We start from the raw sequence: 22,751 nt of genomic DNA, 5'->3' as shown, positions 1-22,751 counted from the left end.
CTCATGCAGGATCTACGTCAGTTGCGCTACTTCGTCGCCGTCGCCGAATGCGAAAACGTCGGCCGCGCGGCGGAGCAGCTTCATATCTCTCAATCCCCCTTGAGCAGGCAGATCGCCCAGCTCGAGGACCACCTCGGCTTGGCCTTGTTCGAGCGGCGCAACCAGCGCCTGTTCCTGACCGCCGATGGCCGCACCTTCCTGTCCGAGGCCCGTGGCCTGCTCAAGCACGCCGAGCGCCTGGAGTCGCTGGGCAAGCGCCTGGGCCGTGGCGAGGAAGGCGGGCTGTGCATCGGCTACGTCAACCATGCCATCCATGCCGGCGTGCTGCCCGGCGCGGTGCGGGCCATACGCAGCGAACGGCCGAATATTCATATCGCCCTGTACAACATGACCCCGAGCGAGCAGTTCGAGGGCCTGCGTCAGCGCAGCCTGGATATCGCCCTGGTTTGCGAGCCACCGCCCGACAATGACCCCGACCTGCGGGCGCATCCGGTGCTGGATGACCCGATGCTACTGGCCATCCCCGCCGAGCACCCGCTGGCCGGCAAGACCGACCTCTGTCCCGCCGACCTGCATGAGCAGGAGTGGATCATCACCGGCGGGCAGCCCGACCAGCTCAACAAGCGCGATGATTTCATCGCCCGCTGCGCCGACGCAGGCTTCACCCCGCGTCTGTCGCTGGAGGCCACCGACCCGCTGAGCGTGCTTGGCCTGGTGTCCGCCGGGCTCGGCCTGGCCATGGTCCAGGGCAGCCTGAGTGCCAGCGCCGGCCCCACGGTGGTGCTGCGCAAGCTAGAGTGGTTCAGCCCCTGCGTGCAATTGTGGGCGGCCTGGCACCAGGTCGACCTGCGGCCGATCGTGGGGGTATTCCGCGAGCGCGTGCTGGCCCTGGCCGATCAGACTTCCTAGGTCTTAATTCAGTCGAATCTAGTCTTTTACAGTCTGATCGCGTGTCACTAGCATGGCTCCCATCGATGCAACTCATCCACAGGAGCCATTCCATGAACATCGACCTCGGCGGGCGTACCGCCATCATCAGCGGCTCGACCGGCGGTATCGGCCTGGCCATCGCTCGCGGCCTGGCCCGCGCCCATGCCGACGTGGTCATCGCCGGCCGCAGCCAGAAGTCGCTCGACGCCGCCCTGGCCGAACTGCGCGCCCAGGGTGGCCGCGGCCAGGTGCACGGGGTGATCGCCGACCTGGGCACGGCCGAAGGCGCCCAGGCGCTGATCGCCGCTCACCCCCGCGCCGACATCCTGGTCAACAACCTGGGTATCTACGATGACGTCGATTTCTTTGACGTCGACGACAGCGAGTGGAACCGCTTCTACGACACCAACGTGCTGTCCGGCGTGCGCCTGGCGCGCCACTACGCACCGGGCATGGTCGAGAAAGGCTGGGGGCGGATCCTGTTCATTTCCTCGGAATCCGGCATCGCCATCCCAGCCGACATGATCAACTACGGCGTGACCAAGGCGGCCAACCTCGCCGTTTCCCATGGCCTGGCCAAGCGCCTGGCCGGCACCGGGGTCACCGTCAACGCGGTACTGCCCGGCCCGACCCTGACCGATGGCGTCGCCAACCTGGTGGCCGACGCAGCCAAGGCCTCCGGGCGCAGCATTCGCGAAGAGGCCGACCACTTCGTGCGCAGCGCCCGCCCGAGCTCGATCATCCAGCGCGCCGCCGACGTCGACGAAGTCGCCCACCTGGTGGTGTACCTCGCCTCTCCTTACTCCTCCGCCACCACCGGCGCGGCCCTGCGGGTCGACGGCGGCGTGGTCGACAGCCTCGCAATCTGAATTCAATTCTGGAGATTTTCCCATGGCCAACGCCCAAGCATCCCTGAACACCCCCCACAGCCCCGAGCACGTCTGGGCCCTGATCGGCGGCTTCGACAGCCTGCCCGACTGGCTGCCGTTCATCCCTGAAAGCCTGTCCAGCGAAGGCGGCCGCGTGCGCTCGCTGAAAGACCCGGACGGCAACAGCATCGTCGAGCGCCTGATGGCTTTCGATGAGCAGCAACGCAGCTACAGCTACTCGATCCTCACCAGCCCGTTCCCGGTGACCGGCTACCTGTCGACCCTGCGGGTCAAGGCCGACGGCCAGGGTAGCCGGGTGGAGTGGTTCGGCGAGTTCACCCCGGTTGGCGTCAGCGACGAAGAAGCCACTGCGTTGTTCACCGGCATCTATGAAGGTGGCCTGCAGGCCCTGGCCAAGAGCCTGGGTTGATGTAACCCCCGAGATGCACAGCAGGGCCGCCTTCGAGCGGCCCTTTTGCATTGCTGATTCCAGCTCAATACACCTTTGCCCGAACCCCGCTGTATCCCTGCCCCGCGCCTCGCTACCCTGCCCCGTTTCTGCCCCTACGAGAACCGCTCATGTCCATCACTCATCGCGCCTGGGGTTGGACCCCGGGCGCAGGCCTGGACGGCCTGCACCTCATCGACAAACCCCTGCCTGAAGTCGGCCCCGGCCAAGTGCTGGTGGCCAACCGCGCCATCGCCCTGAACCCGGTGGACTGGAAGATCTGCGAATGGGGCCATGCCGCCTGGCACCCGGGCACCGTGCCCGGCGTCGATGGCGCGGGTACCGTGGTCGCGGTCGGTGCCGGGGTCGAGCTGGCGCTGGGTTCACGCGTCGCCTATCACCAGTCGCTGTCCCGCGATGGCAGCTTCGCCGAGCACTGCCTGCTCGATGCGAACCTGGTCATGCACATTCCAGACAACCTCGACATTGCGGCGGCGGCCGCCGTCCCCTGCCCCGCGCTGACGGCCTGGCAGGCCCTGGCCAAGGTCGCCGACGGCGCGTCGCGCGATGTGCTGGTGGTCGGTGCGGGCGGCGCGGTGGGCTTCTACCTTGTCCAGCTGGCGCTGCAGCGTGGCCTGCGCGTGTGGGCCACGGCGGGCCGGCAGCACCATGATCGGCTCAGGCAACTGGGCGTGGTCGGGGTGTTCGACTACCGTGCTGGCGACTGGCAGGCCGATGTGCAGGCGGCCCTCGGCGAGCGTCCGCTGTATGCGCTGTTCGACACGGTCAGCGGCAGCCATGCCGCGAGCCTGGCCCATCTGCTGGGTTACAACGGCCACCTGGTGTGCATTCAGGACCGCCAGGAAAACGCCCCGCTGCCGGCCTTCAGCACGGCGATCTCGCTGCACGAGGTAGCGCTCAACAGTGTCCATGCCCATGGCCGCCTACTCGATCGGCAAGCGTTGAAGGTCGAAGGGGAGCGTTTGCTGAGGATGGTCGCCGATGGCCGGCTGCTGGCGCCGCAGCGCCTGGACTTTCGCTTCGAGGCGCTGCCGCAGGCATTGCGCCAACTCAAGGACGGCAGCGCGTCGGGCAAGTGGGTGACGCGCTTGGCGTGATCCGGTTGCACAAATGAAAACGCCGCGCTAAGCGCGGCGTTGATTCAAGCAGGGCTGCACTGCAGCCCTGTCCTGTTCAAGCTCAGGCTGCCGGAACAGGCGCCAGTGCGTTGATCAGGCCTTGTTGACGCAATTCGTTCCAGAACGCCGCCGGAATGACCGCGCCCAGGGCTGCATGGTCTTCGTTGGCGTGAGCCACACGGGTCGAACCCGGGATCGCCGCTACCACCGCCGGGTGGGCCAGGGCGAACTGCAGGGCGGCCGCCTTGACGTCGACACCGTGGGCTCGGGCCACTGCGCGGATGCGTTCGAGCTTGGCCAGCACCGACGGGGTCGCCTTCTGGTACTCGAAGTGCTCGCCACCGGCGGTCACCCCAGAGCTGTAGGGGCCACCCACGACGATGCCGACACCCTGCTCCGCCGCCTGCGGCATGACACGCTGCAGTGCGCGGTCGTGATCGAGCAGCGAGTAGCGCCCGGCGAGCAGGAAACCATCGGGTTGCGGCTCGTCCAGGTCGAGGGTCAGCTCGATCGGCTCGACCCGGTTCACCCCCAGGCCCCAGGCCTTGATCACGCCCTCTTCACGCAGGCGGGTGAGCACGCGGAAGGCGCCCTTGCGCGCGGTCTCGAAGCGCTCCAGCCACTCGTCACCGTAGAAGTCCTGGGCGATGTCATGGATCCAGACGATGTCCAGGCGGTCGGTCTTCAGCCGGCGCAGGCTGTCTTCGATGGAGCGCAGGGTCGCATCGGCGCTGTAGTCGTTGACAATACGGTTGCGGTTGCCGTGTTCGAACAGGCCGCTCTTTTCGCCCAGCTCCCGGCTGGTGGGGTCTTCCAGTTCGTCGAGGATGATCCGGCCGACCTTGCTGCTGAGCACGTATTCGTCACGTGGCCGACCGGCCAGGGCATTGCCCAGGCGCGATTCGGACAGTCCGGCACCGTAGAACGGCGCGCTGTCGAAGTAGCGCACACCGTTGTCCCAGGCGGCATCGACGGTGGCCTGGACCTCGGCCTCCGGTACGTTGCGGAACATGTTGCCCAGTGGCGCGGTGCCGAAGCCCAGCGGGTTGGCGATAAGGGATTTGAGGCTCATGGGTGTACTTCCTGATTAGGGGAGTTGCTGTGTGAACTCCAGTGGCGGCAATCCTATGCCGCCCCTATCAAGACCGTCCAAGTCATAATTCGACAGACTTGAGACCTTTAGTGCATAGCCTTTGTACGGTGCCCGATACGCGTCCGGCTAGCTCGGAACCGACATCAAGCCCCTGCCCAGTGGGGGCAATGTGATAGCATCTGCGCGCCCCTGGAGGGGCAATCTTTTGAAATCCCGCAAGGAATAGGCTTCGTGAAAGACTTCGTCATCAGCGTCAACAACATCGTCCTCTACATCTCCCTGGCCGTTATCTGGCTCTTCGCGCTCATCACCCTGTTCACCGGTGGATTCCTGCCAGCCCTGGGTGTGTTCGTGGCCGGTAGCCTCGGCTGGTGCATCGTTTCCGGCTTCTGGTTCGTCCAGTCCGCCACCTACGAAGAGCTGCGCAAGCTCAACGCCAGCAAAGACTGACGCTCTGCTCGGTACGCGCGCTCATGGCGCGCCTTCCGGCGAGCGTCGGAAGAACAGTGTGATCTGACCAACCTCCACGCCCAGCTTGCTCATGCGCGAGCGGTTGATCAGGGTGTCCTCGTCCATCAGGTACATCCAGTCGTCCAGGTCCACCTGCCAGTGCCGCCCGTCCACGGGCAGATCCAGCGTGTAGCGCCAGCGCAGTGCGTTACCGGCCACTTCGCCACGAGCCTCGCCGATCACATCCCCCGCCGTGCCGCGCCAGTGGCCGGGGCCGTCCGGCACCAGCGTCCAGGTGCGCTGCTGCCGTGTGCCATCGCTGTAGAGAAACTGCTCGTCGAGGATCAGTCGTTCGCCCTCCCGGCGGCTGTCGATGCGAACGTGAAAGCGCTTCACTACTTCCCCGGAGCGCTTCTGGAACATGCCCCAGGCCTGCACGGGGCGCGAGAAGAAGGCCGCCAGGTCGAAACGGGGTTGCTCCGCGGCGTAGCGCTCGACTTCGACATTGCCACAGCTGCCCAGCACCAGGCATGCCGCCAGCAACAGCGTTCTGTACATGTTCACGATCCTCCTCGGGGCTTGCCGGCGAGGCCGAGCAGTTCCAGGCGCAACTGGGCGTCCCGAGCCCGCGGGTCCAGCCAGATGGCGAAGAACGCCCGGGCAAAGGCCGGGTCGGCAAGGGTGCGGGTCGGCTGGTCATCGACATAGAAGCGACCGCCCTGCCCCGGCAAATACAAGCCGGTGATGCGCATGCCGGGGCGTACATCCACGAATGCCTCCTGCAGTACCTTGGCCCAGGCTTCGAGCTGTTGCGGCGTCACCCGACCGGCGCCGAGGCGACGCATCTCTTCAAGGCTGGCTTGCACCAGCGTGTCCCGGGACAATGAGCGGTGGTAGGTCAGTTCCAGGGCGAAAGGCTGGTTCCAGTCATGGCGCGGCCCCTCGGTCCACAGGCGTGCGCTGTACAGCCGCAGGCCGAACCAGGTGAAGTCGCCACCACCCAGTTGCTGGGCCGCCGGCAGTGCTGCACGCCAGTCCGCAATGGCCACAGGCATCGACGTCAGCAGCAGGCAGAGACAGGCCCAGCGAGCAAGGAGTGCCATGACGAATCTGCAGAAAGACTTAACTTATACAAGACTAGTTTTCTGTACAGATAAATCAAATCATGTATAGATTTAAGGGCCGATTGCACCTATCAGGTAGATCATCCAATGAGCCTGATCACCCATCTCCATACACCCGCCAACGCGCTGGTCTGCGGCGCCAGCCAGGGCATCGGTCTTGCCCTGTGCTCGCAGCTGTTGGCACGTGATGACGTCGGGCTGCTGCTCGCTGTTTCGCGACAGGCAAGCAGCAGCCCTGAGCTGGATGTGCTGGCCCAGACCCATGGCCGCCGTTTGCTTCGCCTCGACTGCGACGCCCGTGACGAACAGGCGCTGCAAGCACTGGCAGATCAGGTTCGTGGCTGCTGCGATCAGCTGAACCTGGTCATCAGCACCCTCGGTGTGCTGCAAGCACCGCCGGCGCGGGCCGAGAAGTCGCTGGCGCAACTGGATCTGGCGGGGTTGCAGGCCAGTTTCGCCACCAACTGCTTCGCCCCTGTCCTGCTGCTCAAGCACCTGTTGCCGTTGCTGCGCCGGCAGCCCGTCACCTTTGCCGCCTTATCAGCACGAGTCGGGTCGATTGGCGACAACCAGCTGGGCGGCTGGTACAGCTATCGCGCCAGCAAGGCCGCGCTCAACCAGTTGTTGCGCACGGCCAGCATCGAGCTCAAGCGGCTCAACCCTGCCTCGACAGTGCTTGCGCTGCACCCTGGGACCACCGATACCCCGCTTTCACGCCCTTTCCAGGGCAATGTTCCGCGCGACAAGCTGTTCGCGCCCGCGTTTGCCGCCAGTTGCATCCTCGATCTTGTCAGCCAGCGCGGGCCGTCAGAGACCGGTACGTTCTGGGCCTGGGATGGCAGCCCCGTCCCCTGGTGATCCGCAGGCATTCCTCAAGGGTGAGGTGCGACGGCAGTGGACACCGGATCGAGGAAGATCAGTTGCAGCGGTTCCGCCAACAGCTGGTCGGCCTGCTCGGCAAAGCGCTGGAAGTGGTCGGTGGCCAGGTGCGTGTCCAGGGCCTGCTGGTGGTCGAACGCCTCGCGCATGTAGAACGTGCCGGGCTCATCGCTGCGCTCGAACAGCATGTAGTCGCGGTTGCCGGGTTCCGCCCGGGTCGGCTCGATCAAGGTCAGCAAGGCGGTTTTTAGCGACGCTGCCTGACCCGGCTTGGCCTTGAGGATGGCAAGGGAAACGAGGGGATGGTTTTGTTGGTTCATATATGGCTCCTGGTCAGTTGCGGATCGACTGGACTGTGGTTGTTTGTGGGTGGGCTGTTGAGCGTGTGTGGGCCGTTGGGTGTCCGCCGTGATTCTTGCAGCGCCTATGAGATCGAGCGCCGCCCGCGCGGCGCATCGCGGGACAAGCCCGCTCCTACATCTGTTTCGTGCCAATTTTTCCTGTGAATGAGGCGACGCCCGCCTTGGTGCATGCCTCAAATCGTGCGGGGCGGCAGTGGTTCCCATGCAGAAATTTCGTCGGTCCAACAACGCGGACCCGGTAATGGCACAGGATTGACTGGCCCGAAACAGATGTAGGAGCGGGCTTGTCCCGCGATGGGCCGCGCGGGCGGCGCTCGATCTTAAGAGCGCTGCAAATCTAACGTTGAACACCTTGGCTTCAGAACCCTTCCAGAACGATCTTGCCCCGCGACTTGCCACTCTCGACCAGCGCATGGGCACGGCGCATGTTGGCGGCATTGATGGCACCGAAATGCTCGCCCAGGGTGGTGCGCAGGATGCCCTGGTCGATCAGCCCGGCCACCCGCTCGAGCAGCTGGTGCTGGCGCACCATGTCGTCGGTCTGGTACAGCGAGCGGGTGAACATCAGCTCCCAGTGCAGCGACAGCGACTTGCGCTTGAGCGGCATGACATCCAGGGTCTGCGGGTCGTCGATCACCCCCAGGCGACCTTGTGGCCGCAGCACCTCGACCAGTTGCGCGAAGTGCTGCTCGGTATGGGTGAGGCTGGCGACATGGCTGACCGACTCGATCCCCAGGGCCTGCAGTTGCCCATGCAGCGGCGCGCTGTGGTCGATGACATGATGGGCGCCCAGTTCGCGTACCCAGTCGGCGGTCTCGGCGCGGGAGGCGGTGCCGATGACCGTCAGGCGGGTCAGTTGCCGGGCCAGTTGCACCAGCATCGAGCCGACACCGCCGGCGGCGCCGACGATCAGCAGGGCATCGCCCTCCCCGCCGCCTTCGACCAGACCTAAGCGGTCGAACAGCAGCTCCCAGGCGGTGATGGCCGTCAGCGGCAGCGCTGCAGCCTGCGCCGCACCCAGGCTGCGCGGTTGGTGCCCGACGATGCGTTCATCGACCAGGTGATATTCGCTGTAGCTGCCGGGCCTGGCGATGGAGCCCGCGTAGTACACCTGGTCACCTGGCTTGAACAGGGTCACCTGAGGGCCGACTTCACGGACGATACCGGCCGCGTCCCAGCCGAGTATTTTCGGCTCAGACGTGAAAGTGCCGGCACGCACCTTGGTATCGACGGGGTTGACCGACACGGCCTTGACCTCCACCAGGATGTCCCTGGGCCCTGGATTTGGCCTGGGCATGTCGATGTCCTGAAGGGACGCAGGGTCTTCGATGGGCAGGCCGTTCTGGGTGTAACCGATCGCTTTCATAGGCACTCGCTGCTGGATATGGTTTGATTCGTGAATCCAGTCTGGCGTGTCCGGTCCTTGGGAAAAACGGGCTGTGCCCGTCAATACTTTCATTGCAGGAGTGAAAATGATCCGTCTCGACGACCTGGGCATCTTTGTGCGCAGCGCCGCGCTGGGCAGCTTTACCGCCGCCGCCCACGAAGCCGACCTGCTGCCCGGCCAGGCGGCCGAGGCGGTCAAGCGCCTGGAGCGTGAGCTGGATGTGCGGCTGTTTGCCCGCACCACGCGCAGCCTGCGCCTGACGGCCGAAGGCGAGCAGTACCTGCCCTCGGCCCTGGCCGCCCTGGAAGCCCTCCGGCAAGGGCGGGACAACCTGCAGCGGGAAAGCGCCCAGCTAAGCGGAACATTGCAGGTGGCCGCGCCGTCCGACCTGGGGCGCAACGTGCTGCTGCCCTGGTTGACGGCGTTTCGCCGCGAGCATCCGCAATTGAACCTGCGCCTGTTTCTCTCCGATCAGGTCGCCGACTTGTTCCGCGACCCGGTGGATATCGCCATCCGCTACGGCCTGAACGCCGACGCCAACTACATCGCCCTGCCACTGGCACCGTGGAACCGCAAGGTGCTGGTGGCCTCGCCCGAGTACCTGGCGCGGCAAGGCACGCTGCGCACTCCCGAGGCGCTGCGCGAGCACCAGTGCCTGCTGTACATGCAGCAGGGCCGGGTCTACGACAAGTGGCAACTGGGGGCACAGACCGTGCAGGTGCGTGGCGCCCTGTTCTGTGACGATGCCGATATCGCCCGGCGCTGGGCCGTGGCGGGCGAAGGGATCACCTACAAGTCCTGGCTGGATGTGAGTGACGACGTATTGGCGGGACGGCTCGTCGTGCTGTTGCAGGATCACCCAGGGCCGAGCATGCCGCTGAGCCTGGTGTGCCCGCACCGCAAGCAGTTGTCGCCCGCGGTGAGACAGCTGCACGCCTGGTTGTCGAGTCGCTTCGCCGCGCTCGAACGCTACTGATCAGCCTGCCGGCAGTACGCGTTGGATAGCCGATACCACCTGCTCTGTCGCCTCTTCCAGGGTGCTTTCATTACGGCACAAGACCCAACCATGATCGGTAACGGCTTGCTCGAAAGCTTGCGTGCAGGCCACGTGCTCCTGCAGTTCATGCATCACGGTACTGCCCAAGCCACGCGTGCGCGCCGCTGCCCTGTCCCAGGAAATTTCTGCGTCGGTGACAACGCCCACATGAAGGTCCGGCACCCGCACACCACGTTCGATGTTCAGCCGCAGGATCTCGGCAAACGGCACCAGACGGCGAAACGCGGCATCGGACGGGTACCAGCGATCGATCAGGATGATGCTGTCCTTGGGCTGCATGGCCAGCACATGCTGGGTAATCCAGGCGCGGCTGTGCGCAAGGCGCTCGCAGACTTTCATCTCCAGATCCCGGCAGGGGTTTCTGACGAACTGGTTGACCAGGGCCATGGTTTCGCGCCGGTAGGGATCACTTTTCTTCTCGCTGATACGGATCACCTTCCTGTTGTCCGCCCTCAGCGCCTGGGTGACGGACTCCAGCAGCGTGGTCTTGCCGGTGCCTTTTGGTCCATCCAGGGAAATAAACAGTGGGCGATTCATGCTTCACACAACGATTGGATTCCTTCATCGACAGGCATTGGCTTACATCAGGCAGTAGAACGCGCTGACCTCTGCGACGATCTCCCGGGCGGCATTGTACAGCCTTGCCTCAGGTGTGAGGGCCATGGAGCGGGCTTCGAGCACATAGCGCTGGCCGGCCTGGAAATGGGCGTAGCCGAGGGTCAGATAGCATTGGCGCACGGTGGTGCCGCCCATCATGCTCAGCCCGCCTCCGCCACTCGTTTCGTAGTCGAACCTGACGACCAGCTCATGGCTGCCGGGAGTGACCTGGAAGAAGCGGCCTTCCTCCAGGCGTTGGTTGTCCAGGCGTTCAGCCAGCAGCACGCGGTCGTTGGGGAATGGCAGCGAAAGATCGACCCAGGCCATCTCGGGGTTGGCGGCTGGCATGGGGGCCTGGCAGCCGGGGATGGCGGTGATCAGCAACAGCAGTAGCAGTAGCAGCCGGCGCATGGTGAGTGATCCTTGGGGCATGATTCAAGGATAGCGCCGAGGCATCGGGCTGTTAATCGCCAGGTTCGGGATCAGGGACTAGCGGTAACTGCGTGGAAGCGGACTTGCAACCAGGCAGGGAATAAAACTCAGGCCCGCCGGGCAACGCCCGCACAGGCCTGAGGAAGGGAAAACTGTCGGATGTTAAGGGCTACAGGCTCTCGTCAAGGAACTTCACCACCGTCCCCATGCACGCCACCCGCTCCTCCACATGAGGCATGTGGCTGGAGTTCTCGAACAGCGCCCAGCGGATCCCGGGGATCAGGTCCAGGTACGGCTTGACCACCAACGGCGTCGCCTCGTCATAGCGCCCGGAGATCAGCAGGCTCGGCACGTTGATCTGTGGCAGGCGGTCGACGATGGTCCAGTCCTTGGTGCTGCCGATGATATGGAACTCGTTCGGACCGGTCATGGCGTGGTACACGGTCGGGTCGGCATCTACCTGGGCGAAGGTGCGCGCCACCTCTTCCGGCCAGGGCTTGAGCCGGCACACGTGGCGGTCGTAGAACACCCGGGTGGCGGCGATGTAGTCGGCCGCGGTGTAGTCGCCCACGGCCTCGTGGCGCAACAGGGTGTCCTGGACCTCCTTGGGCAGCTCTTCACGCAAGCGGTTGGCCTCGCGCACCCAGGTGCGCATGTCGGCCGGCGAGTTGGCGATCACCAGGCAGCGCAGGCCCCGTGGCTGGCGTACCGCGTGCTCGCTGGCCAGCATGCCGCCCCAGGATTGGCCCAGCAGCGCGTAGCGCTCGCTGATGCCCAGGTGCTCCAGCAGGTTGTCGAGCTCCTCGAGGAACAGCTTGACCGTCCAGAACGATGCCGGCATCTGCGGCAGGTGGGTCGAGCGGCCGTTGCCCAGTTGGTCGTAGTGGATGACCGGGTAGCCACCGGCGGCGACGTCCTTGTAGGCATCGACATAATCAAAGGTGCAACCCGGGCCACCGTGCAGGATGACCAGCGGGGTGCGGCCGCAATCCAGGTCACCGGTGACGCGGTACCAGGTCTTGTAGTTGCCGAAGGGGGCAAAACCTTCACGCGATTGGGTGAGTTCCATGTCATCCGGCTCCGTGCGAATCATGGAGCACACAATAACCCTACGCGTGGCGCGGCATAACTAGAGAGTTCTCTAGGTTTTCGACCTTTTTTGTTGCTTCATTGGTCCAGCAGGCGGTAATGCACCGCCCGGGCGACCGCCTGGACGCGGTTTTTCGCCCCCAGCTTGTGCATGGCCGAGGTCAGGTGCAGGGAAATCGTCGCCAGCGAGCGGTTGAGCTTCTCGGCAATCTCCCCTGCCGTCAGGCCTTCGGCGGCCCAGCGCAGGCATTCGACCTCGCGGCGGGTCAGGCGGATGACGCGGGTGGCGGACTCCTTGGCCAGCAAGGGATAGGCCGCCTCCTGCAGGGCATGGGCGATGAGGCTGAAATCGCCCAGGTGCTCGCGGGCGTCGTCCAGATCGCGCTGGCTGGTCTGGGGGCGTAGGCCGGTCAGGGTCGCCAGCCCGCCGCGTGGCAGGTGGATGGGCACGGTGACGCCACAGGTCAGCTGCGCGTCATGCAGGTAGCCGACCACCGGGGCGTGGCGCTGGTCGATGTGGCGCTGCAGGACGGTCTCGCCCTTGGGCAGGTACGACCAGACGAAGGGCGCAATGGAGGACACCGCCACCTGCTGCACCGGGTCGATCTGGTAGAAGCCCTCGGAGCACCACAGGTCCTGCCAGTCCTTCGGGGTCTGGCGCAGCCGGACCACGCTCGGGGTGATCAGCTCGCCGACATGATCCAGCGGCACCGGGCTGTAGTCGTACACCAGGGCATCGAAGCCCAGTTGCGCCGCCAGCTCGGCGACGCTGTCCATCTGCTCGTCGAGGCTGTCGTCCGACGCCAGACGCGCATTGAGTTCAGCCACCTTGGCCTGCATACCTGACACTCCCTGTGATTCCTTTTGCATTTCCATCTCTAAGTCCGGCACGTAGAATGCCACGGCTTGGCGCGGGACTGCCATACGAAACCTATAGGAAACACTAGCTTGTAGGCGACGAAAACTCCTGCGTTAGTTATAGCTGCAAGCCATGGCCAACAGGAGAGTAGCGATGTGGCGTGAGATGCAACCTGACCAGCAGTTCAACGTATCGGTCGATGGCCACAATCTCGTGGTGTACAGCTTTGGTGAAGGGGACGAGGTGCTGCTGTGCCTCAATGGCGGGCCGGGGCTGCCCTGCGACTACCTGCGCGACGCCCATGCCTGGCTCAAGGACAAGGGCATCCGCGTGGTCGCCTTCGACCAACTGGGCACCGGCGCCTCCGATCGTCCGGATGACGACAGCCTGTGGAACATCAGCCGCTACGTGGCCGAGGTCGAGCAGGTGCGCCAGGCCCTGGACCTGGGCCGTGTGCACATGCTCGGGCATTCCTGGGGCGGTTGGCTGGCGATCGAGTACGCCATTCATCACCCGCAGTCGCTGAAAAGTCTGATTCTCGAGAACACCGTCGGCGATATTCCACACCTGATCACCGAGCTGGAGCGCCTGCGCGGCGCCCTGGGCAGCGAAACGGTGGCGATGATGCAGCGCCACGAGGCCATGGGTACCCTCGACCACCCGCAGTACCAGGCCGCCATCACCCTGCTCAACTACCGCCACGTCTGCCGGCTCGATGAATGGCCGGCGCCGATCCAGCGCTCGCTGGGCGACTGGAACATGGGCCCCTACACCACCATGCAGGGCCCCAACGAGTTCCTTTATATAGGCAACCTCAAGGACTGGAACCGCCTCGAGCAGATGGGCGCGTTCCGCATGCCGGTGCTGATCACCACCGGCCAGCACGATGAACTGACCCCGGCCTGCGCCATGCGCATGAAAATGGCGCTGCACGGGCGCGCCGAGCTGCATGTGTTCCCCAACAGCAGCCATATGCCGTTCTACGAAGAGCCCCAGGCCTATTTCCCGGTGTTGCTGGATTTCCTGCAACGCAACCGGGGCTGATCGATGAGCTTGGCGCGTTACCGCTTCGTCCTCATCCGTCCGTTGCAATTGCTGCCGGTGCTGCTGGGCATCAGCATCATCACCTTCGTGCTGGTACGCTCGATCCCGGGCGATCCGGCGCGGGTGCTGCTGGGCGCGCGCAGCACCCCGGACGCGATCCAGAAGATCCGCGCCCAGTTCGGCCTCGACGAGCCGATCTGGGTGCAGTACCTGTACTTCCTGAAGAACCTGCTCAATGGTGACCTGGGCAAGTCGCTGCTGTACAAGGTCGACGCCCTGCCGCTGATCGCCAGCCGCATCGAGCCGACCCTGATGCTGGTGTTGGGCAGCGTGGCCCTGGCGCTGCTGATCGCCGTGCCGCTGGCCATTCTCGCTGCCCGCAGCAAGGGCGGCTGGGCCGACAACCTGATCCGCCTGTTCACCACTGCCGGCCTCGGCTTGCCGGCCTTCTGGCTGGGGCTGATGCTGATCCTGCTGTTCAGCGTGCACTGGGGGCTGTTCCCGGTGTCCGGCTATGGCCGCACCTGGGCCGACAAGCTGCACCACCTGGTGCTGCCCTGCCTGACCATCGCCCTGGCGCTGTCGGCGGTGCTGGTGCGCAACCTGCGTGCCAGCATCCTGCTGGAGATGCAGGCCGACCATGTCACCGCCGCCCGTGCCCGGGGCCTGGGCGAAGGGGCGATCCTGCGCCGGCATGTCCTGCCCAACTCCATGGTGCCGACCATCAACCTGCTGGCGGTCAACATCGGCTGGCTGATCAGTGGCACGGTGGTGATCGAGAGCCTGTTCTCCCTGCCGGGCGTCGGCCAATTGCTGGTGCGCGGCATCTTCACCCGTGACTACATGGTGGTCCAGGGCGTAGCCATGGCGCTGGCCTGCGCCACGGTGGCAGTGAACTTCCTCGCCGATGTGGCGACCACCGTCCTCGATCCGCGGGTGAAGATCCAATGAGCGCCACCTTCGCCCTGCGCGCACGCCTGGCCTGGAACCTCGGCGATGGCCGCCTGACCCTGTACTGCGGCCTGGCCATCGTCCTCGGCTGGTGCCTGCTGGCGCTGTGCGCGCCGTGGGTCGCGCCATTCGACCCGCTGCTGCAGAACGGCGACCTGCGCCTGGCCGCGCCGAGCCTGGCGCACCCCTTCGGCACCGACAACTTCGGCCGCGACGTGCTGTCGCGGGTGATCTGGGGCGCCCGGGTCGACCTGCAGATGGCCTTGATCGGGGTGATCTTCCCGTTCCTGCTCGGCACCTGCATCGGCGCGGTATCCGGTTACGTCGGCGGCTGGCTGGACAACGCCTGCATGCGCCTGATCGACATCGTCCTGGCCTTCCCGTTCCTGGTGCTGATGCTGGCGATCATGGCCATTCTCGGCCCGGGCCTGGGCAGCTTCTATATCGCCATGGCGCTGGTCGGCTGGGTGTCCTATGCGCGGCTGATCCGCTCGCAGATCCTCGTGCTCAAGCAGAGCGACTTCGCCCTGGCCGCCAGGAGCCTGGGCTTCAGCCACCGGCGCACGCTGTTCGGCCACCTGCTGCCCAACGCGCTGTTCGGCTCGGTGGTGTTCTGCATGTCGGACGCCGTGCTGGTGCTGCTCAACGGCGCCGCCGTCAGCTACCTGGGCCTGGGCGTGCAGCCGCCGACCCCGGAATGGGGCACCATGGTCGCCGAGGGGCAGAGCTTCATCACCAGCGCCTGGTGGATCTGCACCTTCCCGGGCCTGGCGGTGGTGACCCTGGCCATGGGCTTCAGCCTGCTGGCCGACGGCGTCGCCGAACGCCTGGGAGACCGCTCATGACCCCGCCGCTGCTCCAGGTCCGCGGCCTGAGCGTCATCGCCCGCGCCGGCCAACGGGATATCACCCTGGTCGACCGACTGTCCTTCGACCTTGGCGAAGGCGAGATCCTCGGCCTGGTGGGCGAAAGCGGCTCGGGCAAGACCCTGGCCTGCCGGGGCCTGATGCGCCTGCTGCCAGCGCCGAACCTGCGGGTCGAGGGCCAGGCCGTGCGCCTGGCGGGCCATGACCTGCTGCAGCTGGACGAAGCCGGCATGCGCCGCCTGCGCGGCCGTGAGCTGGGGATGATCTTCCAGAACCCCAGCAGCCACCTGGACCCGCTGATGCGCATCGGTGAGCAGATCGCCGAAGGCATCCGCCTGCACCAAGGCGCTTCGCGTCGCGAGGCCCGGGCCGAAGCCATCGAGGTACTGCGCCAGGTCGGTATCCCCGACCCGAAATCCCGGGTCGACAACTATCCCCATGAATTTTCCGGCGGCATGCGCCAACGGGCGATGATCGCCGTGGCCCTGGGTTGCAACCCCAAGGTGCTGATCGCCGACGAGCCGACCACGGCCCTGGATGTCACCGTGCAGGCGCAGATCCTGCGCCTGCTGCTGGAGCTGCGCGACCGCCGGGGCCTGTCGATGATCCTGATCAGCCACGACCTGGGCGTGGTGGCGCAGACCTGCGACAGCATTGCCGTGATGTACGCCGGGCGCCTCTGCGAACACGGCGCCAAGCACCAGATGCTGGCCCGGCCCCAGCATCCCTACAGCGCCGGTCTGCTGGCCTGCCATCCAGCGGCGCAGCCCGAGGCACAGCGCATGACCACCATCGCCGGGCAGCCACCGCTGCTCGATGACCTGCCGGCGGGCTGCAGATTCGAATCACGTTGCCCACAGGCCATGCCGCTCTGCCGGCAACAGTTGCCTGAACTGCTGGAAGCAAGCCCCGGCCACCGCCTGGCCTGCCATACCCCGCTGCTGGCCGGAGACCTGTCATGACCACGTTGTTGCAGGTCAAGGACCTGCAGGTGCAGTTCCCCGCCGCCGGCAGCGGCCTATTCAACCTGCGCCCGCGCAAGGTCAGCGCGGTCAACGGTGCCTCGCTGAATCTCGCCGCCGGCGAGACCCTGGGCCTGGTGGGCGAGTCGGGCTGCGGCAAGAGCACCCTGGCCCGGGCCATCCTCCAGCTCACCCCGAGCTGCGGCGGCCAGGTGCTGTTCGACGGCACCGACATGAACCTGGGCGGCCCGGCGGATATCGCCCGCCTGCGCCGCGAGACCGCGATGATCTTCCAGGACCCGTACAGCGCGCTCAACCCACGCCAGCGCATCGGCCAGATCCTCGCCGAGGTGCTGCAGGTGCAGCGCAAGGTGCCCGCCGCGCAGATTCCGGCCCGGGTCGGCGAACTGCTTGAACTGGTCGGTCTGCGCGCCGAGCTGGCCGAGCGCCGGCCCGCTTCGCTGAGCGGTGGCCAGTGCCAGCGGGTCGGCATCGCCCGGGCCCTGGCCGTCGAGCCCCGGCTGATCGTCGCCGACGAATGCGTCGCCGCGCTGGACGTGTCGATCCAGGGGCAGATCATCAACCTGCTGCTGGAGTTGCGCGAGCGCATGGGCCTGGCGCTGCTGTTCATCACCCACGACCTGGGCGTGGTGCGCCGCCTGTGCGACCGGGTGGCGGTGATGTACCTGGGGCAGATCGTCGAGGAGGGCCCGGTGCATGAGGTCTTTACCGCCCCACGCCACCCCTACACCGCCGCGCTGATCCAGTCCATCGCCGACATCGACCCGGCCCGGCGCCTGCCGCAGGACCCGCTGGCCGGCGAGCCTCCAAGCCCGCTGAACCTGCCCTCCGGCTGCGCCTTCCATCCGCGTTGCCGGCATGCGCTGTCCGGCTGCAGCGAAACCGCGCCACCCGAGCAGATCCAGGGCGCCCGGCGCCACGCCTGCGTGCATACGCAACTGCCCTGCTGACTTCACCACCATGACCATCAAACGGAGCTTGAGCATGAAACCCGCCGCATTGAAACTTCTCACCGCCGCCATACTGGCCGCCAGCACCCTGGCCAGCGGCATGGCCCAGGCCGCCGGCGTGCTGACCATCGGCTGCCGTGAGGAAAGCACCACCTTCGACCCGATCAAGAGCGCGCAGAACCGCGACAGCTGGGTGTTCGCCAACGTCTACGACGTGCTGATCCGCGTCGACAACAGCGGTACCCAACTGGTGCCGGGCCTGGCCGAAAGCTGGAAGGTTTCCGACGACGGCCTGACCTACACCTTCAAGATGCGCGAGGCCAAGTTCTCCGACGGCTCGCCGATCACCGCCGAGGACGCCGCCTTCTCCCTGCTGCGCATCCGCGACAACCCGGGTTCGCTCTGGGCCGACTCGTACAAGATCATCGACACCGCCAAGGCCGCCGACCCGCATACCCTGGTGGTGACCCTGCACAGCAAGTCGGTGCCGTTCCTGGCCCAGCTCGCCACCGCCAACATCTCGATCCTGTCGAAAAAGGCCATGGACAAGCTCGGCGAGGAGGAATACGCACAGAACCCGGTGGTGTCCGGGGCCTTCAAACTCAAGGAATGGCTGCGGGGCGACCGGGTGATCCTGGAGAAGAACCCGGAATTCTGGCAGGCCGACAAGGTCAGCCTGGATGGCGTGGAGTGGATCTCCATCCCGGATGACCGCACGCGCATGATGAAGGTCCAGGCCGGCGAACTGGACTCGGCGATCTTTGTGCCATTCACCCAGGTGGACGAGCTGCAGAAGGACAAGAAGATCACCATCCATATCGACCCCTCGACCCGTGAAGATCACCTGCTGATCAACCACTCCAAGGGCCTGCTGGGCAAACAGGAAGTGCGCGAGGCGATCGACCTGGCAATCGACAAGAAGGCGCTGGTGGAAACGGTGACCTTCGGTCACGGTGAAATGGCCTACTCGTACATTCCCAAGGGTGCGCTCTACCACAACGCCGACAACCCGCAGCGTCCGTTCGACCCGGCCAAGGCCCGCGAGCTGTTGAAAAAAGCCGGCGCCGAGGGGCTGAAGGTCAACTACGTGGTCAACGCCGGCAACGAGGCCGACGAGCAGATCGCCGTGCTGGTGCAGAAGCAGCTGGCCGATGTCGGCATCACCGCCAACCTGCAGAAGGTCGACCCGACCCAGAGCTGGCAGATGCTGGTCGATGGCGACTACGACCTGTCGGTGATGTACTGGACCAACGACGTGCTCGACCCGGACCAGAAGACCACCTTCGTGCTGGGCCACGACACCAACATGAACTACATGACCCGCTACCACAACGACAAGGTCAAGGACCTGGTGGCCGCGGCCCGGGTGGAAACCGATCCGGTCAAGCGCAAGCAGATGTACCAGGACCTGCAGAAGCTGGCCAAGCAGGACGTGCACTGGATCGACCTGTACTACAGCCCGTACATCAACATCTCGCGCAGCAATATCCAGAACTTCCTGCAGAACCCGCTGGGGCGTTTCACCCTGGAGGAGACAGTGAAGCTGGAGCCCGGCCAGAAGACCGCGCAGAACTGACGGCGGTTTATCGAGCGCCGCCCTCGCGGCGCTCGATCTCATTTCAAGCCTTTGCCTTGCGCCGCCGCATCCATGCCCAGGCAACCCCCGCCAGCACCACCAACCCCACCGGCAGCACCTGCGCCTTGTACGGCCGCAACGCCGTGCGCACGCGGTCCAGCTTCTCGGTCAGGTAGCGTTTGTTGGCCTGGTCGAACCGGGGCTCTTCGCATTGCTTGCCGAAATCCTCCGCCCACTGCACGAACGGCCCCTGCTGCACGTAGCGCCTGTACAGCGCGCTTTCCTGTTCGCTGCCGGGCACCCATCCAGCCGCGATGCACAGCACCGCGGCGAAAGCCTGGCTGCTGTGCGGCAGTTGGTCAGCGGCCTGGTTGGCCAGGTCGGCGGCGACATAGCGGTAGTGGTATCGCTGATCGGGCTTGGCCTCGGTCGCCCGTTGGCGCTGCACCTCGCCAGCAGCCAGGAAAGGCCCTGGCTGCACTTCGGCATTGCCGAGGCTGTAGCCACCGCCCAGCCAGGCATAGTCGGGCGCCATTTCATAACCGAGGATCTCCATGCCCGCGCTGCGCGCCAAGGTCGCTGCGGCGTACAGTGCTTCAGCCCGGCCGGTAGGCGTCCAGCGCGAGACGGCATCCTGGCGGTGCTGGCCGTAGGCCTTGGCGTCGGCCTGCAACTGCGGCGTGGCAAAGTAGCCGGGCGCTTCGTCGTAGCGTCCTTCGCGCAGCAAGCGTCGCCCCAGCAGCTCGCGTAACTGTGTCGCTACCGGGCGCGGCACATAGCCGCCCTCTTCCACCTTGGGCGCTGGCGGCGCCGGCACATGGGCATCGACATAGCCCTTGAGCTCATCCAGGGTCAGCACCCGGTCGGCCACGCTGGCCGTGTCCTGCCAGTAGATTTCCTGGCTGCGATACAGCAGGTCGAAGGCCTGCAGGTAGTCGCCCCGCTCCAGCGCCAGGATCGCCCCCTCGCCCTCTACCCGGCAGCCGGGCTTCACGCTTTCGTAGTCCCAATCGGGTGTCTGTCGCGAACCCCATGACTCTTCGCGGGGGAACGCGGCGGCCGCCTTGGCGTAGGCAGCCGCTGCCTGGTTTTTGTCGCCATCGCGCAAGGCCAGCTTGGCGCGCAGCCACCAGGCAAGGCCCGTGTCACCCGCCTGCTGCAGATAGCTTCTGGTCGCGGCATAGTTGCCTTGCTGGTAGGTCAACGCGGCCAGGCGGTCGGCGTCTTCGAGCTTGTCGCCGACACTGGCCTGCAGCAACGCGGGCAGGCGTCGGGCCTGGGTCGGCGGCTGGCCGTCGTAGTCCCAGCCGACATGGCTGAGCAGGTAGGCGGTAAGCAGCTTGCGCGGCATCGGCTGTGCCAGCAGCGCCTTCAGCTGCTCATCCGGCAGGCTTACCAGTTCGTCGGCAAGCTGCCTGAGCGAGCTGTAGCCGCTGCCCGAACCCAGGCGGCTCTGGCTGGCATACAACTGAATCGCGCTGTTCCAGTCGCCGGCGAGCTTGGCCAGGCGGGCCTCCTCACCAAGGCTGGCCACCCCGAGCTCCAACGGGTCGCTGAAACCTTCGGCGGCGAGTGTACGGGCCTGGTGGAAGGCCTCGCGTGCCTGGGCTTGCAGTGCCAGCGGCGTCTGTTGCGGATCATCGCCGGCCTCGAAGCTGCGGGCCATCAGCGCCCGCCCCAGCGAGTAGGCCGCCCAGGTGCTGCGCAACTTGCGTTGTTCGGCAGGCAGGGCCAGCACCTTGGCGAAGTAATCCGCCGCAAGGGCGTGTTCGTCGGTGTCGAAGGCCACTGCGCCGGCAATGTACAGGCGCAGTTCATCCGGCAGTTCGGCGCCTTGCTCCAGCACCTGTTGCGGATCCTGCAGGGCACGCAGTTGCGCGACCTTTTCGCGCAGCGATTCCGGCAACTCGTCGGCCTCGATCCGGCGGCGCTGCTCACGGTAAGGTCGGTCGTTGTCGTCACCGTCCCAGTAAGGGGTCAGGGTCATCTCGGTGGTGGGCTTGAGGCCTGCCAGCTGCTCACCGAGGCGATTCACCTCGAAGCCGAAGTTGCCTTCCGGCAGCTCGGACAGGGTCTGCGCCCGGTCATCCAGCAGGCGCATCGGGAAGTCCGGGCCACAGGCCAGCGCCGTGCCTACCGGCACGCTCAGGGACAGGCACAGCAGGCGCCGGGGCCAGTCAGGGGTAGACATTCCATGCTCCTTGTTCGATTCCATGGCAGCGCGCCCAACCGAGGACGCGCCGGCCGCCAGCGGCCACACGCACGCTGGACTGGCGGATGAAGATGAGGTGTTGCGGGAATTGCTGCAGGCGGTAGCCATTGAGCCCATCTGCGGCATCGCACGATTCGACGTTCAGTTCCACGCGCGCGGGCACCGCCAAGTCGAGGTTGCCGACATTGACCAGGCTGATGTCGAAGAGCCCGCCTTGCCCAGCCAGTTCGACCCGCCACTGACTGGCGAGCGTGTCGCCGCGCGCCACCGCCTTCAGGGTGGCCAGGCTCCAGGCCCGGCGGTCGCCGGGCAATGGCAGGCGGAACCAGATCAGCCCGGCCAGGTGCGCGGGCGGCTTGTCGCGCAGTTGCCTGCCCAGGTCCGCCAGTTGCTGCGGATCGGCCAGCAGCTCGCGGCGCTCGCCGGGTCGGTTCAATGGGGTTTCGCTTTCCACCACCGGCGCACCACCGGTATCCGGCAGCAGCGCGATGCCATAGGCGGGCAAGGCCAGGTAGAACGGTCGGTCACTGACGCGACTCCAGCGCTCGGCCCAGCTCTTCGCCTGCAGCGGATCGAACAGGCCCCTCCGCGGATCGCTCACCGCGTGCACCTGCAGCACGCTGCTGTCCACCGCCTGCAACAGCGCCGGCAGGTGCGGGCTGTCGAGCCAGGCGGGCAGCGCGGTGATGCTCAGTTTCAGGCCTGGCGGCAGTTGCTCGCGCAGTTTCAAGAGGAATTCGGTATATCTCGGCAGGCGGGCGCTGCCGCTGTCGTGGTCGATTTCGAGCCCGCTTGGGGCCAAGCCGGCAGCCTGCCAGTCGGCCAGCAATTGGGCGATCTGGGTGCCGGCCAGCTGCAGGTCGAGCGCGGGCAATTGACCGTCAATACGCACCACGGCGATCAGCGGGCGGCCATCGGCCTTGAGCCGAGGCAGGTTGACCAGCGCCCTGCTCCAGCCTGCCTTGGGCTGGGCCTGCAAGGCCAGCACACGCAGGGTCGAGAAGTCGGCGCGGCTTTCGGCCAGGGCTTGTTCGTGGGCCGGCCGCCACTGGCGCTGCCAGATGTAGAGTTGCTGGTCGAGCGGCGGTGCAAGGTCAGGCTGGCAGCCGGTGAGCACTGCGAGGGCGAAACCTGCGAAAACACGGCGCAGTAGCGGGATGGCGGGCATACAGTCCTTTGTCTGACGAATCTGGGCGCCGGGGTGAAGTACAGATTTTACTCCAGTGCGCCAACGGATGGACACGGTACTGTTTATTTAAATCAGCGCGTTCGGCCGGTTGTCTGGCGGCAACAGTGACATCAACACGCTCCCGGGAAGTAATGAGCCCACATGTACTCTGCAAATCTACCAGGTACCTGCGGACCTTGGCTCTGTGTGGGCACATCGCGCAAACAGTCGCCAAGACTTGAACCTCAAGGCAACCCGGCGTACAAATCCTCCAGCCCTCCCAATC

24 protein-coding genes are annotated in these 22,751 nt (G+C 65.8%); 13 read left to right on the top strand and 11 right to left on the bottom strand.

Annotated elements, in window-relative coordinates; all coding sequences use genetic code 11:
* The first annotated feature begins 3 nt into the window (after positions 1 to 3).
* The 4 genes from K2O50_RS13295 to K2O50_RS13280 all read left to right on the top strand — a co-directional run bounded on the left by K2O50_RS13295 (position 4) and on the right by K2O50_RS13280 (position 3,365).
* Positions 4 to 909, top strand: coding sequence for a LysR family transcriptional regulator (locus K2O50_RS13295; protein ID WP_050705564.1), 906 nt, complete (start codon positions 4 to 6; stop codon positions 907 to 909).
* A gap of 92 nt (positions 910 to 1,001) precedes the next feature.
* Positions 1,002 to 1,799, top strand: a complete 798-nt coding sequence (locus K2O50_RS13290) for an SDR family NAD(P)-dependent oxidoreductase (protein ID WP_050705563.1) — start codon at positions 1,002 to 1,004, stop codon at positions 1,797 to 1,799.
* Between the two features lie 22 nt (positions 1,800 to 1,821).
* Positions 1,822 to 2,229, top strand: coding sequence for an SRPBCC family protein (locus K2O50_RS13285; RefSeq protein ID WP_050705562.1), 408 nt, complete (start codon positions 1,822 to 1,824; stop codon positions 2,227 to 2,229).
* Between the two features lie 149 nt (positions 2,230 to 2,378).
* Positions 2,379 to 3,365 carry a zinc-binding dehydrogenase gene (locus tag K2O50_RS13280; protein WP_050705561.1) on the top strand — a complete coding sequence of 329 codons (987 nt, stop codon included), beginning with the start codon at positions 2,379 to 2,381 and terminating at the stop codon, positions 3,363 to 3,365.
* 82 nt (positions 3,366 to 3,447) lie between these two features.
* Here K2O50_RS13280 and K2O50_RS13275 read toward each other — a convergent pair whose 3' ends face one another.
* Positions 3,448 to 4,458 carry an aldo/keto reductase gene (locus K2O50_RS13275; protein ID WP_050705560.1) on the bottom strand — a complete coding sequence of 337 codons (1,011 nt, stop codon included), beginning with the start codon at positions 4,456 to 4,458 and terminating at the stop codon, positions 3,448 to 3,450.
* Between the two features lie 252 nt (positions 4,459 to 4,710).
* Here K2O50_RS13275 and K2O50_RS13270 point away from each other — a divergent pair, with 252 nt between their 5' ends.
* Positions 4,711 to 4,929, top strand: a complete 219-nt coding sequence (locus tag K2O50_RS13270; RefSeq protein WP_050705559.1) for a hypothetical protein — start codon at positions 4,711 to 4,713, stop codon at positions 4,927 to 4,929.
* Between the two features lie 21 nt (positions 4,930 to 4,950).
* Here the strand turns inward: K2O50_RS13270 and K2O50_RS13265 are convergent, their stop codons facing one another.
* Positions 4,951 to 5,487, bottom strand: a complete 537-nt coding sequence (locus K2O50_RS13265; protein WP_050705558.1) for a DUF3833 domain-containing protein — start codon at positions 5,485 to 5,487, stop codon at positions 4,951 to 4,953.
* A 2-nt stretch (positions 5,488 to 5,489) separates the two neighbouring features.
* Complete coding sequence (locus K2O50_RS13260; RefSeq protein ID WP_050705557.1) at positions 5,490 to 6,032, bottom strand: chalcone isomerase family protein; 543 nt, start codon at positions 6,030 to 6,032, stop codon at positions 5,490 to 5,492.
* 108 nt (positions 6,033 to 6,140) lie between these two features.
* On the opposite strand from K2O50_RS13260, the gene K2O50_RS13255 reads away from it, so the two are divergent.
* A complete protein-coding gene (locus tag K2O50_RS13255) occupies positions 6,141 to 6,911 on the top strand; it encodes an SDR family NAD(P)-dependent oxidoreductase (RefSeq protein WP_050705556.1) in 771 nt (256 codons plus the stop codon).
* A gap of 14 nt (positions 6,912 to 6,925) precedes the next feature.
* Here the strand turns inward: K2O50_RS13255 and K2O50_RS13250 are convergent, their stop codons facing one another.
* Entirely contained in the window at positions 6,926 to 7,252 is a 327-nt protein-coding gene (locus tag K2O50_RS13250; RefSeq protein ID WP_050705555.1) for a putative quinol monooxygenase, read from the bottom strand.
* Positions 7,253 to 7,652: 400 nt separating this feature from the next.
* The gene (locus K2O50_RS13245; protein ID WP_050705554.1) at positions 7,653 to 8,660 is read right to left on the bottom strand and encodes a zinc-binding alcohol dehydrogenase family protein; all 1,008 of its coding nucleotides are present in this window, start codon (positions 8,658 to 8,660) and stop codon (positions 7,653 to 7,655) included.
* Positions 8,661 to 8,766: 106 nt separating this feature from the next.
* On the opposite strand from K2O50_RS13245, the gene K2O50_RS13240 reads away from it, so the two are divergent.
* Positions 8,767 to 9,657: a LysR family transcriptional regulator gene (locus tag K2O50_RS13240; protein ID WP_050705553.1), complete on the top strand. Its 891-nt coding sequence runs from the start codon at positions 8,767 to 8,769 to the stop codon at positions 9,655 to 9,657.
* Here K2O50_RS13240 and K2O50_RS13235 read toward each other — a convergent pair whose 3' ends face one another.
* The 4 genes from K2O50_RS13235 to K2O50_RS13220 all read right to left on the bottom strand — a co-directional run bounded on the left by K2O50_RS13235 (position 9,658) and on the right by K2O50_RS13220 (position 12,696).
* Positions 9,658 to 10,275, bottom strand: coding sequence for a dTMP kinase (locus K2O50_RS13235; protein WP_050705552.1), 618 nt, complete (start codon positions 10,273 to 10,275; stop codon positions 9,658 to 9,660).
* 42 nt (positions 10,276 to 10,317) lie between these two features.
* Positions 10,318 to 10,746 carry a hypothetical protein gene (locus tag K2O50_RS13230; RefSeq protein WP_050705551.1) on the bottom strand — a complete coding sequence of 143 codons (429 nt, stop codon included), beginning with the start codon at positions 10,744 to 10,746 and terminating at the stop codon, positions 10,318 to 10,320.
* Between the two features lie 190 nt (positions 10,747 to 10,936).
* Positions 10,937 to 11,836: a proline iminopeptidase-family hydrolase gene (locus K2O50_RS13225; RefSeq protein WP_050705550.1), complete on the bottom strand. Its 900-nt coding sequence runs from the start codon at positions 11,834 to 11,836 to the stop codon at positions 10,937 to 10,939.
* Positions 11,837 to 11,934: 98 nt separating this feature from the next.
* On the bottom strand, positions 11,935 to 12,696 hold the full coding sequence (locus K2O50_RS13220) for a LuxR family transcriptional regulator (protein WP_050705549.1): 762 nt from the start codon (positions 12,694 to 12,696) through the stop codon (positions 11,935 to 11,937).
* A gap of 172 nt (positions 12,697 to 12,868) precedes the next feature.
* Here K2O50_RS13220 and K2O50_RS13215 point away from each other — a divergent pair, with 172 nt between their 5' ends.
* Genes K2O50_RS13215 through K2O50_RS13190 form a run of 6 tightly spaced genes read left to right on the top strand, consistent with a single transcriptional unit; the run spans position 12,869 to position 19,085 of the window.
* Positions 12,869 to 13,759 (top strand): proline iminopeptidase-family hydrolase, encoded by an 891-nt coding sequence (locus K2O50_RS13215; RefSeq protein ID WP_050705548.1) that lies wholly within the window; start codon positions 12,869 to 12,871, stop codon positions 13,757 to 13,759.
* Between the two features lie 3 nt (positions 13,760 to 13,762).
* Positions 13,763 to 14,710, top strand: coding sequence for an ABC transporter permease (locus tag K2O50_RS13210; RefSeq protein WP_050705547.1), 948 nt, complete (start codon positions 13,763 to 13,765; stop codon positions 14,708 to 14,710).
* Positions 14,707 to 15,555 carry an ABC transporter permease gene (locus K2O50_RS13205; RefSeq protein ID WP_050705546.1) on the top strand — a complete coding sequence of 283 codons (849 nt, stop codon included), beginning with the start codon at positions 14,707 to 14,709 and terminating at the stop codon, positions 15,553 to 15,555. Before K2O50_RS13210 ends, K2O50_RS13205 begins: the two co-directional genes overlap by 4 nt.
* Entirely contained in the window at positions 15,552 to 16,538 is a 987-nt protein-coding gene (locus tag K2O50_RS13200) for an ABC transporter ATP-binding protein (RefSeq protein ID WP_050705545.1), read from the top strand. Before K2O50_RS13205 ends, K2O50_RS13200 begins: the two co-directional genes overlap by 4 nt.
* Positions 16,535 to 17,509: an ABC transporter ATP-binding protein gene (locus K2O50_RS13195; protein WP_050705544.1), complete on the top strand. Its 975-nt coding sequence runs from the start codon at positions 16,535 to 16,537 to the stop codon at positions 17,507 to 17,509. The genes K2O50_RS13200 and K2O50_RS13195 overlap by 4 nt, the downstream gene beginning before the upstream one ends.
* A gap of 34 nt (positions 17,510 to 17,543) precedes the next feature.
* Positions 17,544 to 19,085 (top strand): ABC transporter substrate-binding protein, encoded by a 1,542-nt coding sequence (locus K2O50_RS13190; RefSeq protein ID WP_050705543.1) that lies wholly within the window; start codon positions 17,544 to 17,546, stop codon positions 19,083 to 19,085.
* 43 nt (positions 19,086 to 19,128) lie between these two features.
* Here the strand turns inward: K2O50_RS13190 and K2O50_RS13185 are convergent, their stop codons facing one another.
* Positions 19,129 to 21,276 (bottom strand): hypothetical protein, encoded by a 2,148-nt coding sequence (locus K2O50_RS13185; protein WP_050705542.1) that lies wholly within the window; start codon positions 21,274 to 21,276, stop codon positions 19,129 to 19,131.
* Positions 21,263 to 22,465 carry a DUF3142 domain-containing protein gene (locus K2O50_RS13180; RefSeq protein WP_050705541.1) on the bottom strand — a complete coding sequence of 401 codons (1,203 nt, stop codon included), beginning with the start codon at positions 22,463 to 22,465 and terminating at the stop codon, positions 21,263 to 21,265. The genes K2O50_RS13185 and K2O50_RS13180 overlap by 14 nt, the downstream gene beginning before the upstream one ends.
* Between the last annotated feature and the right edge of the window lie 286 nt (positions 22,466 to 22,751).

The organism is Pseudomonas sp. 2hn (assembly GCF_019646095.1).
Classification (GTDB): domain Bacteria; phylum Pseudomonadota; class Gammaproteobacteria; order Pseudomonadales; family Pseudomonadaceae; genus Aquipseudomonas; species Aquipseudomonas peradeniyensis.
Note: the sequence above shows the minus strand (reverse complement) of the source record. Positions and strands in the feature narration are given on the sequence as shown.

Bases quoted from the DNA above. Each gene is read 5' to 3' on its own strand.
- K2O50_RS13180 (WP_050705541.1), bottom strand. From the start codon at position 22,465: ATGCCCGCCATCCCGCTACTGCGCCGTGTTTTCGCAGGTTTCGCCCTC.
- K2O50_RS13290 (WP_050705563.1), top strand. From the start codon at position 1,002: ATGAACATCGACCTCGGCGGGCGTACCGCCATCATCAGCGGCTCGACC.
- K2O50_RS13260 (WP_050705557.1), bottom strand. From the start codon at position 6,032: ATGGCACTCCTTGCTCGCTGGGCCTGTCTCTGCCTGCTGCTGACGTCG.
- K2O50_RS13220 (WP_050705549.1), bottom strand. From the start codon at position 12,696: ATGCAGGCCAAGGTGGCTGAACTCAATGCGCGTCTGGCGTCGGACGAC.
- K2O50_RS13225 (WP_050705550.1), bottom strand. From the start codon at position 11,836: ATGGAACTCACCCAATCGCGTGAAGGTTTTGCCCCCTTCGGCAACTAC.
- K2O50_RS13295 (WP_050705564.1), top strand. From the start codon at position 4: ATGCAGGATCTACGTCAGTTGCGCTACTTCGTCGCCGTCGCCGAATGC.
- K2O50_RS13200 (WP_050705545.1), top strand. From the start codon at position 15,552: ATGACCCCGCCGCTGCTCCAGGTCCGCGGCCTGAGCGTCATCGCCCGC.
- K2O50_RS13205 (WP_050705546.1), top strand. From the start codon at position 14,707: ATGAGCGCCACCTTCGCCCTGCGCGCACGCCTGGCCTGGAACCTCGGC.
- K2O50_RS13245 (WP_050705554.1), bottom strand. From the start codon at position 8,660: ATGAAAGCGATCGGTTACACCCAGAACGGCCTGCCCATCGAAGACCCT.
- K2O50_RS13250 (WP_050705555.1), bottom strand. From the start codon at position 7,252: ATGAACCAACAAAACCATCCCCTCGTTTCCCTTGCCATCCTCAAGGCC.
- K2O50_RS13230 (WP_050705551.1), bottom strand. From the start codon at position 10,746: ATGCGCCGGCTGCTACTGCTACTGCTGTTGCTGATCACCGCCATCCCC.
- K2O50_RS13235 (WP_050705552.1), bottom strand. From the start codon at position 10,275: ATGAATCGCCCACTGTTTATTTCCCTGGATGGACCAAAAGGCACCGGC.
- K2O50_RS13185 (WP_050705542.1), bottom strand. From the start codon at position 21,276: ATGTCTACCCCTGACTGGCCCCGGCGCCTGCTGTGCCTGTCCCTGAGC.
- K2O50_RS13280 (WP_050705561.1), top strand. From the start codon at position 2,379: ATGTCCATCACTCATCGCGCCTGGGGTTGGACCCCGGGCGCAGGCCTG.
- K2O50_RS13275 (WP_050705560.1), bottom strand. From the start codon at position 4,458: ATGAGCCTCAAATCCCTTATCGCCAACCCGCTGGGCTTCGGCACCGCG.
- K2O50_RS13190 (WP_050705543.1), top strand. From the start codon at position 17,544: ATGAAACCCGCCGCATTGAAACTTCTCACCGCCGCCATACTGGCCGCC.
- K2O50_RS13255 (WP_050705556.1), top strand. From the start codon at position 6,141: ATGAGCCTGATCACCCATCTCCATACACCCGCCAACGCGCTGGTCTGC.
- K2O50_RS13210 (WP_050705547.1), top strand. From the start codon at position 13,763: ATGAGCTTGGCGCGTTACCGCTTCGTCCTCATCCGTCCGTTGCAATTG.
- K2O50_RS13195 (WP_050705544.1), top strand. From the start codon at position 16,535: ATGACCACGTTGTTGCAGGTCAAGGACCTGCAGGTGCAGTTCCCCGCC.
- K2O50_RS13285 (WP_050705562.1), top strand. From the start codon at position 1,822: ATGGCCAACGCCCAAGCATCCCTGAACACCCCCCACAGCCCCGAGCAC.
- K2O50_RS13240 (WP_050705553.1), top strand. From the start codon at position 8,767: ATGATCCGTCTCGACGACCTGGGCATCTTTGTGCGCAGCGCCGCGCTG.
- K2O50_RS13265 (WP_050705558.1), bottom strand. From the start codon at position 5,487: ATGTACAGAACGCTGTTGCTGGCGGCATGCCTGGTGCTGGGCAGCTGT.
- K2O50_RS13215 (WP_050705548.1), top strand. From the start codon at position 12,869: ATGTGGCGTGAGATGCAACCTGACCAGCAGTTCAACGTATCGGTCGAT.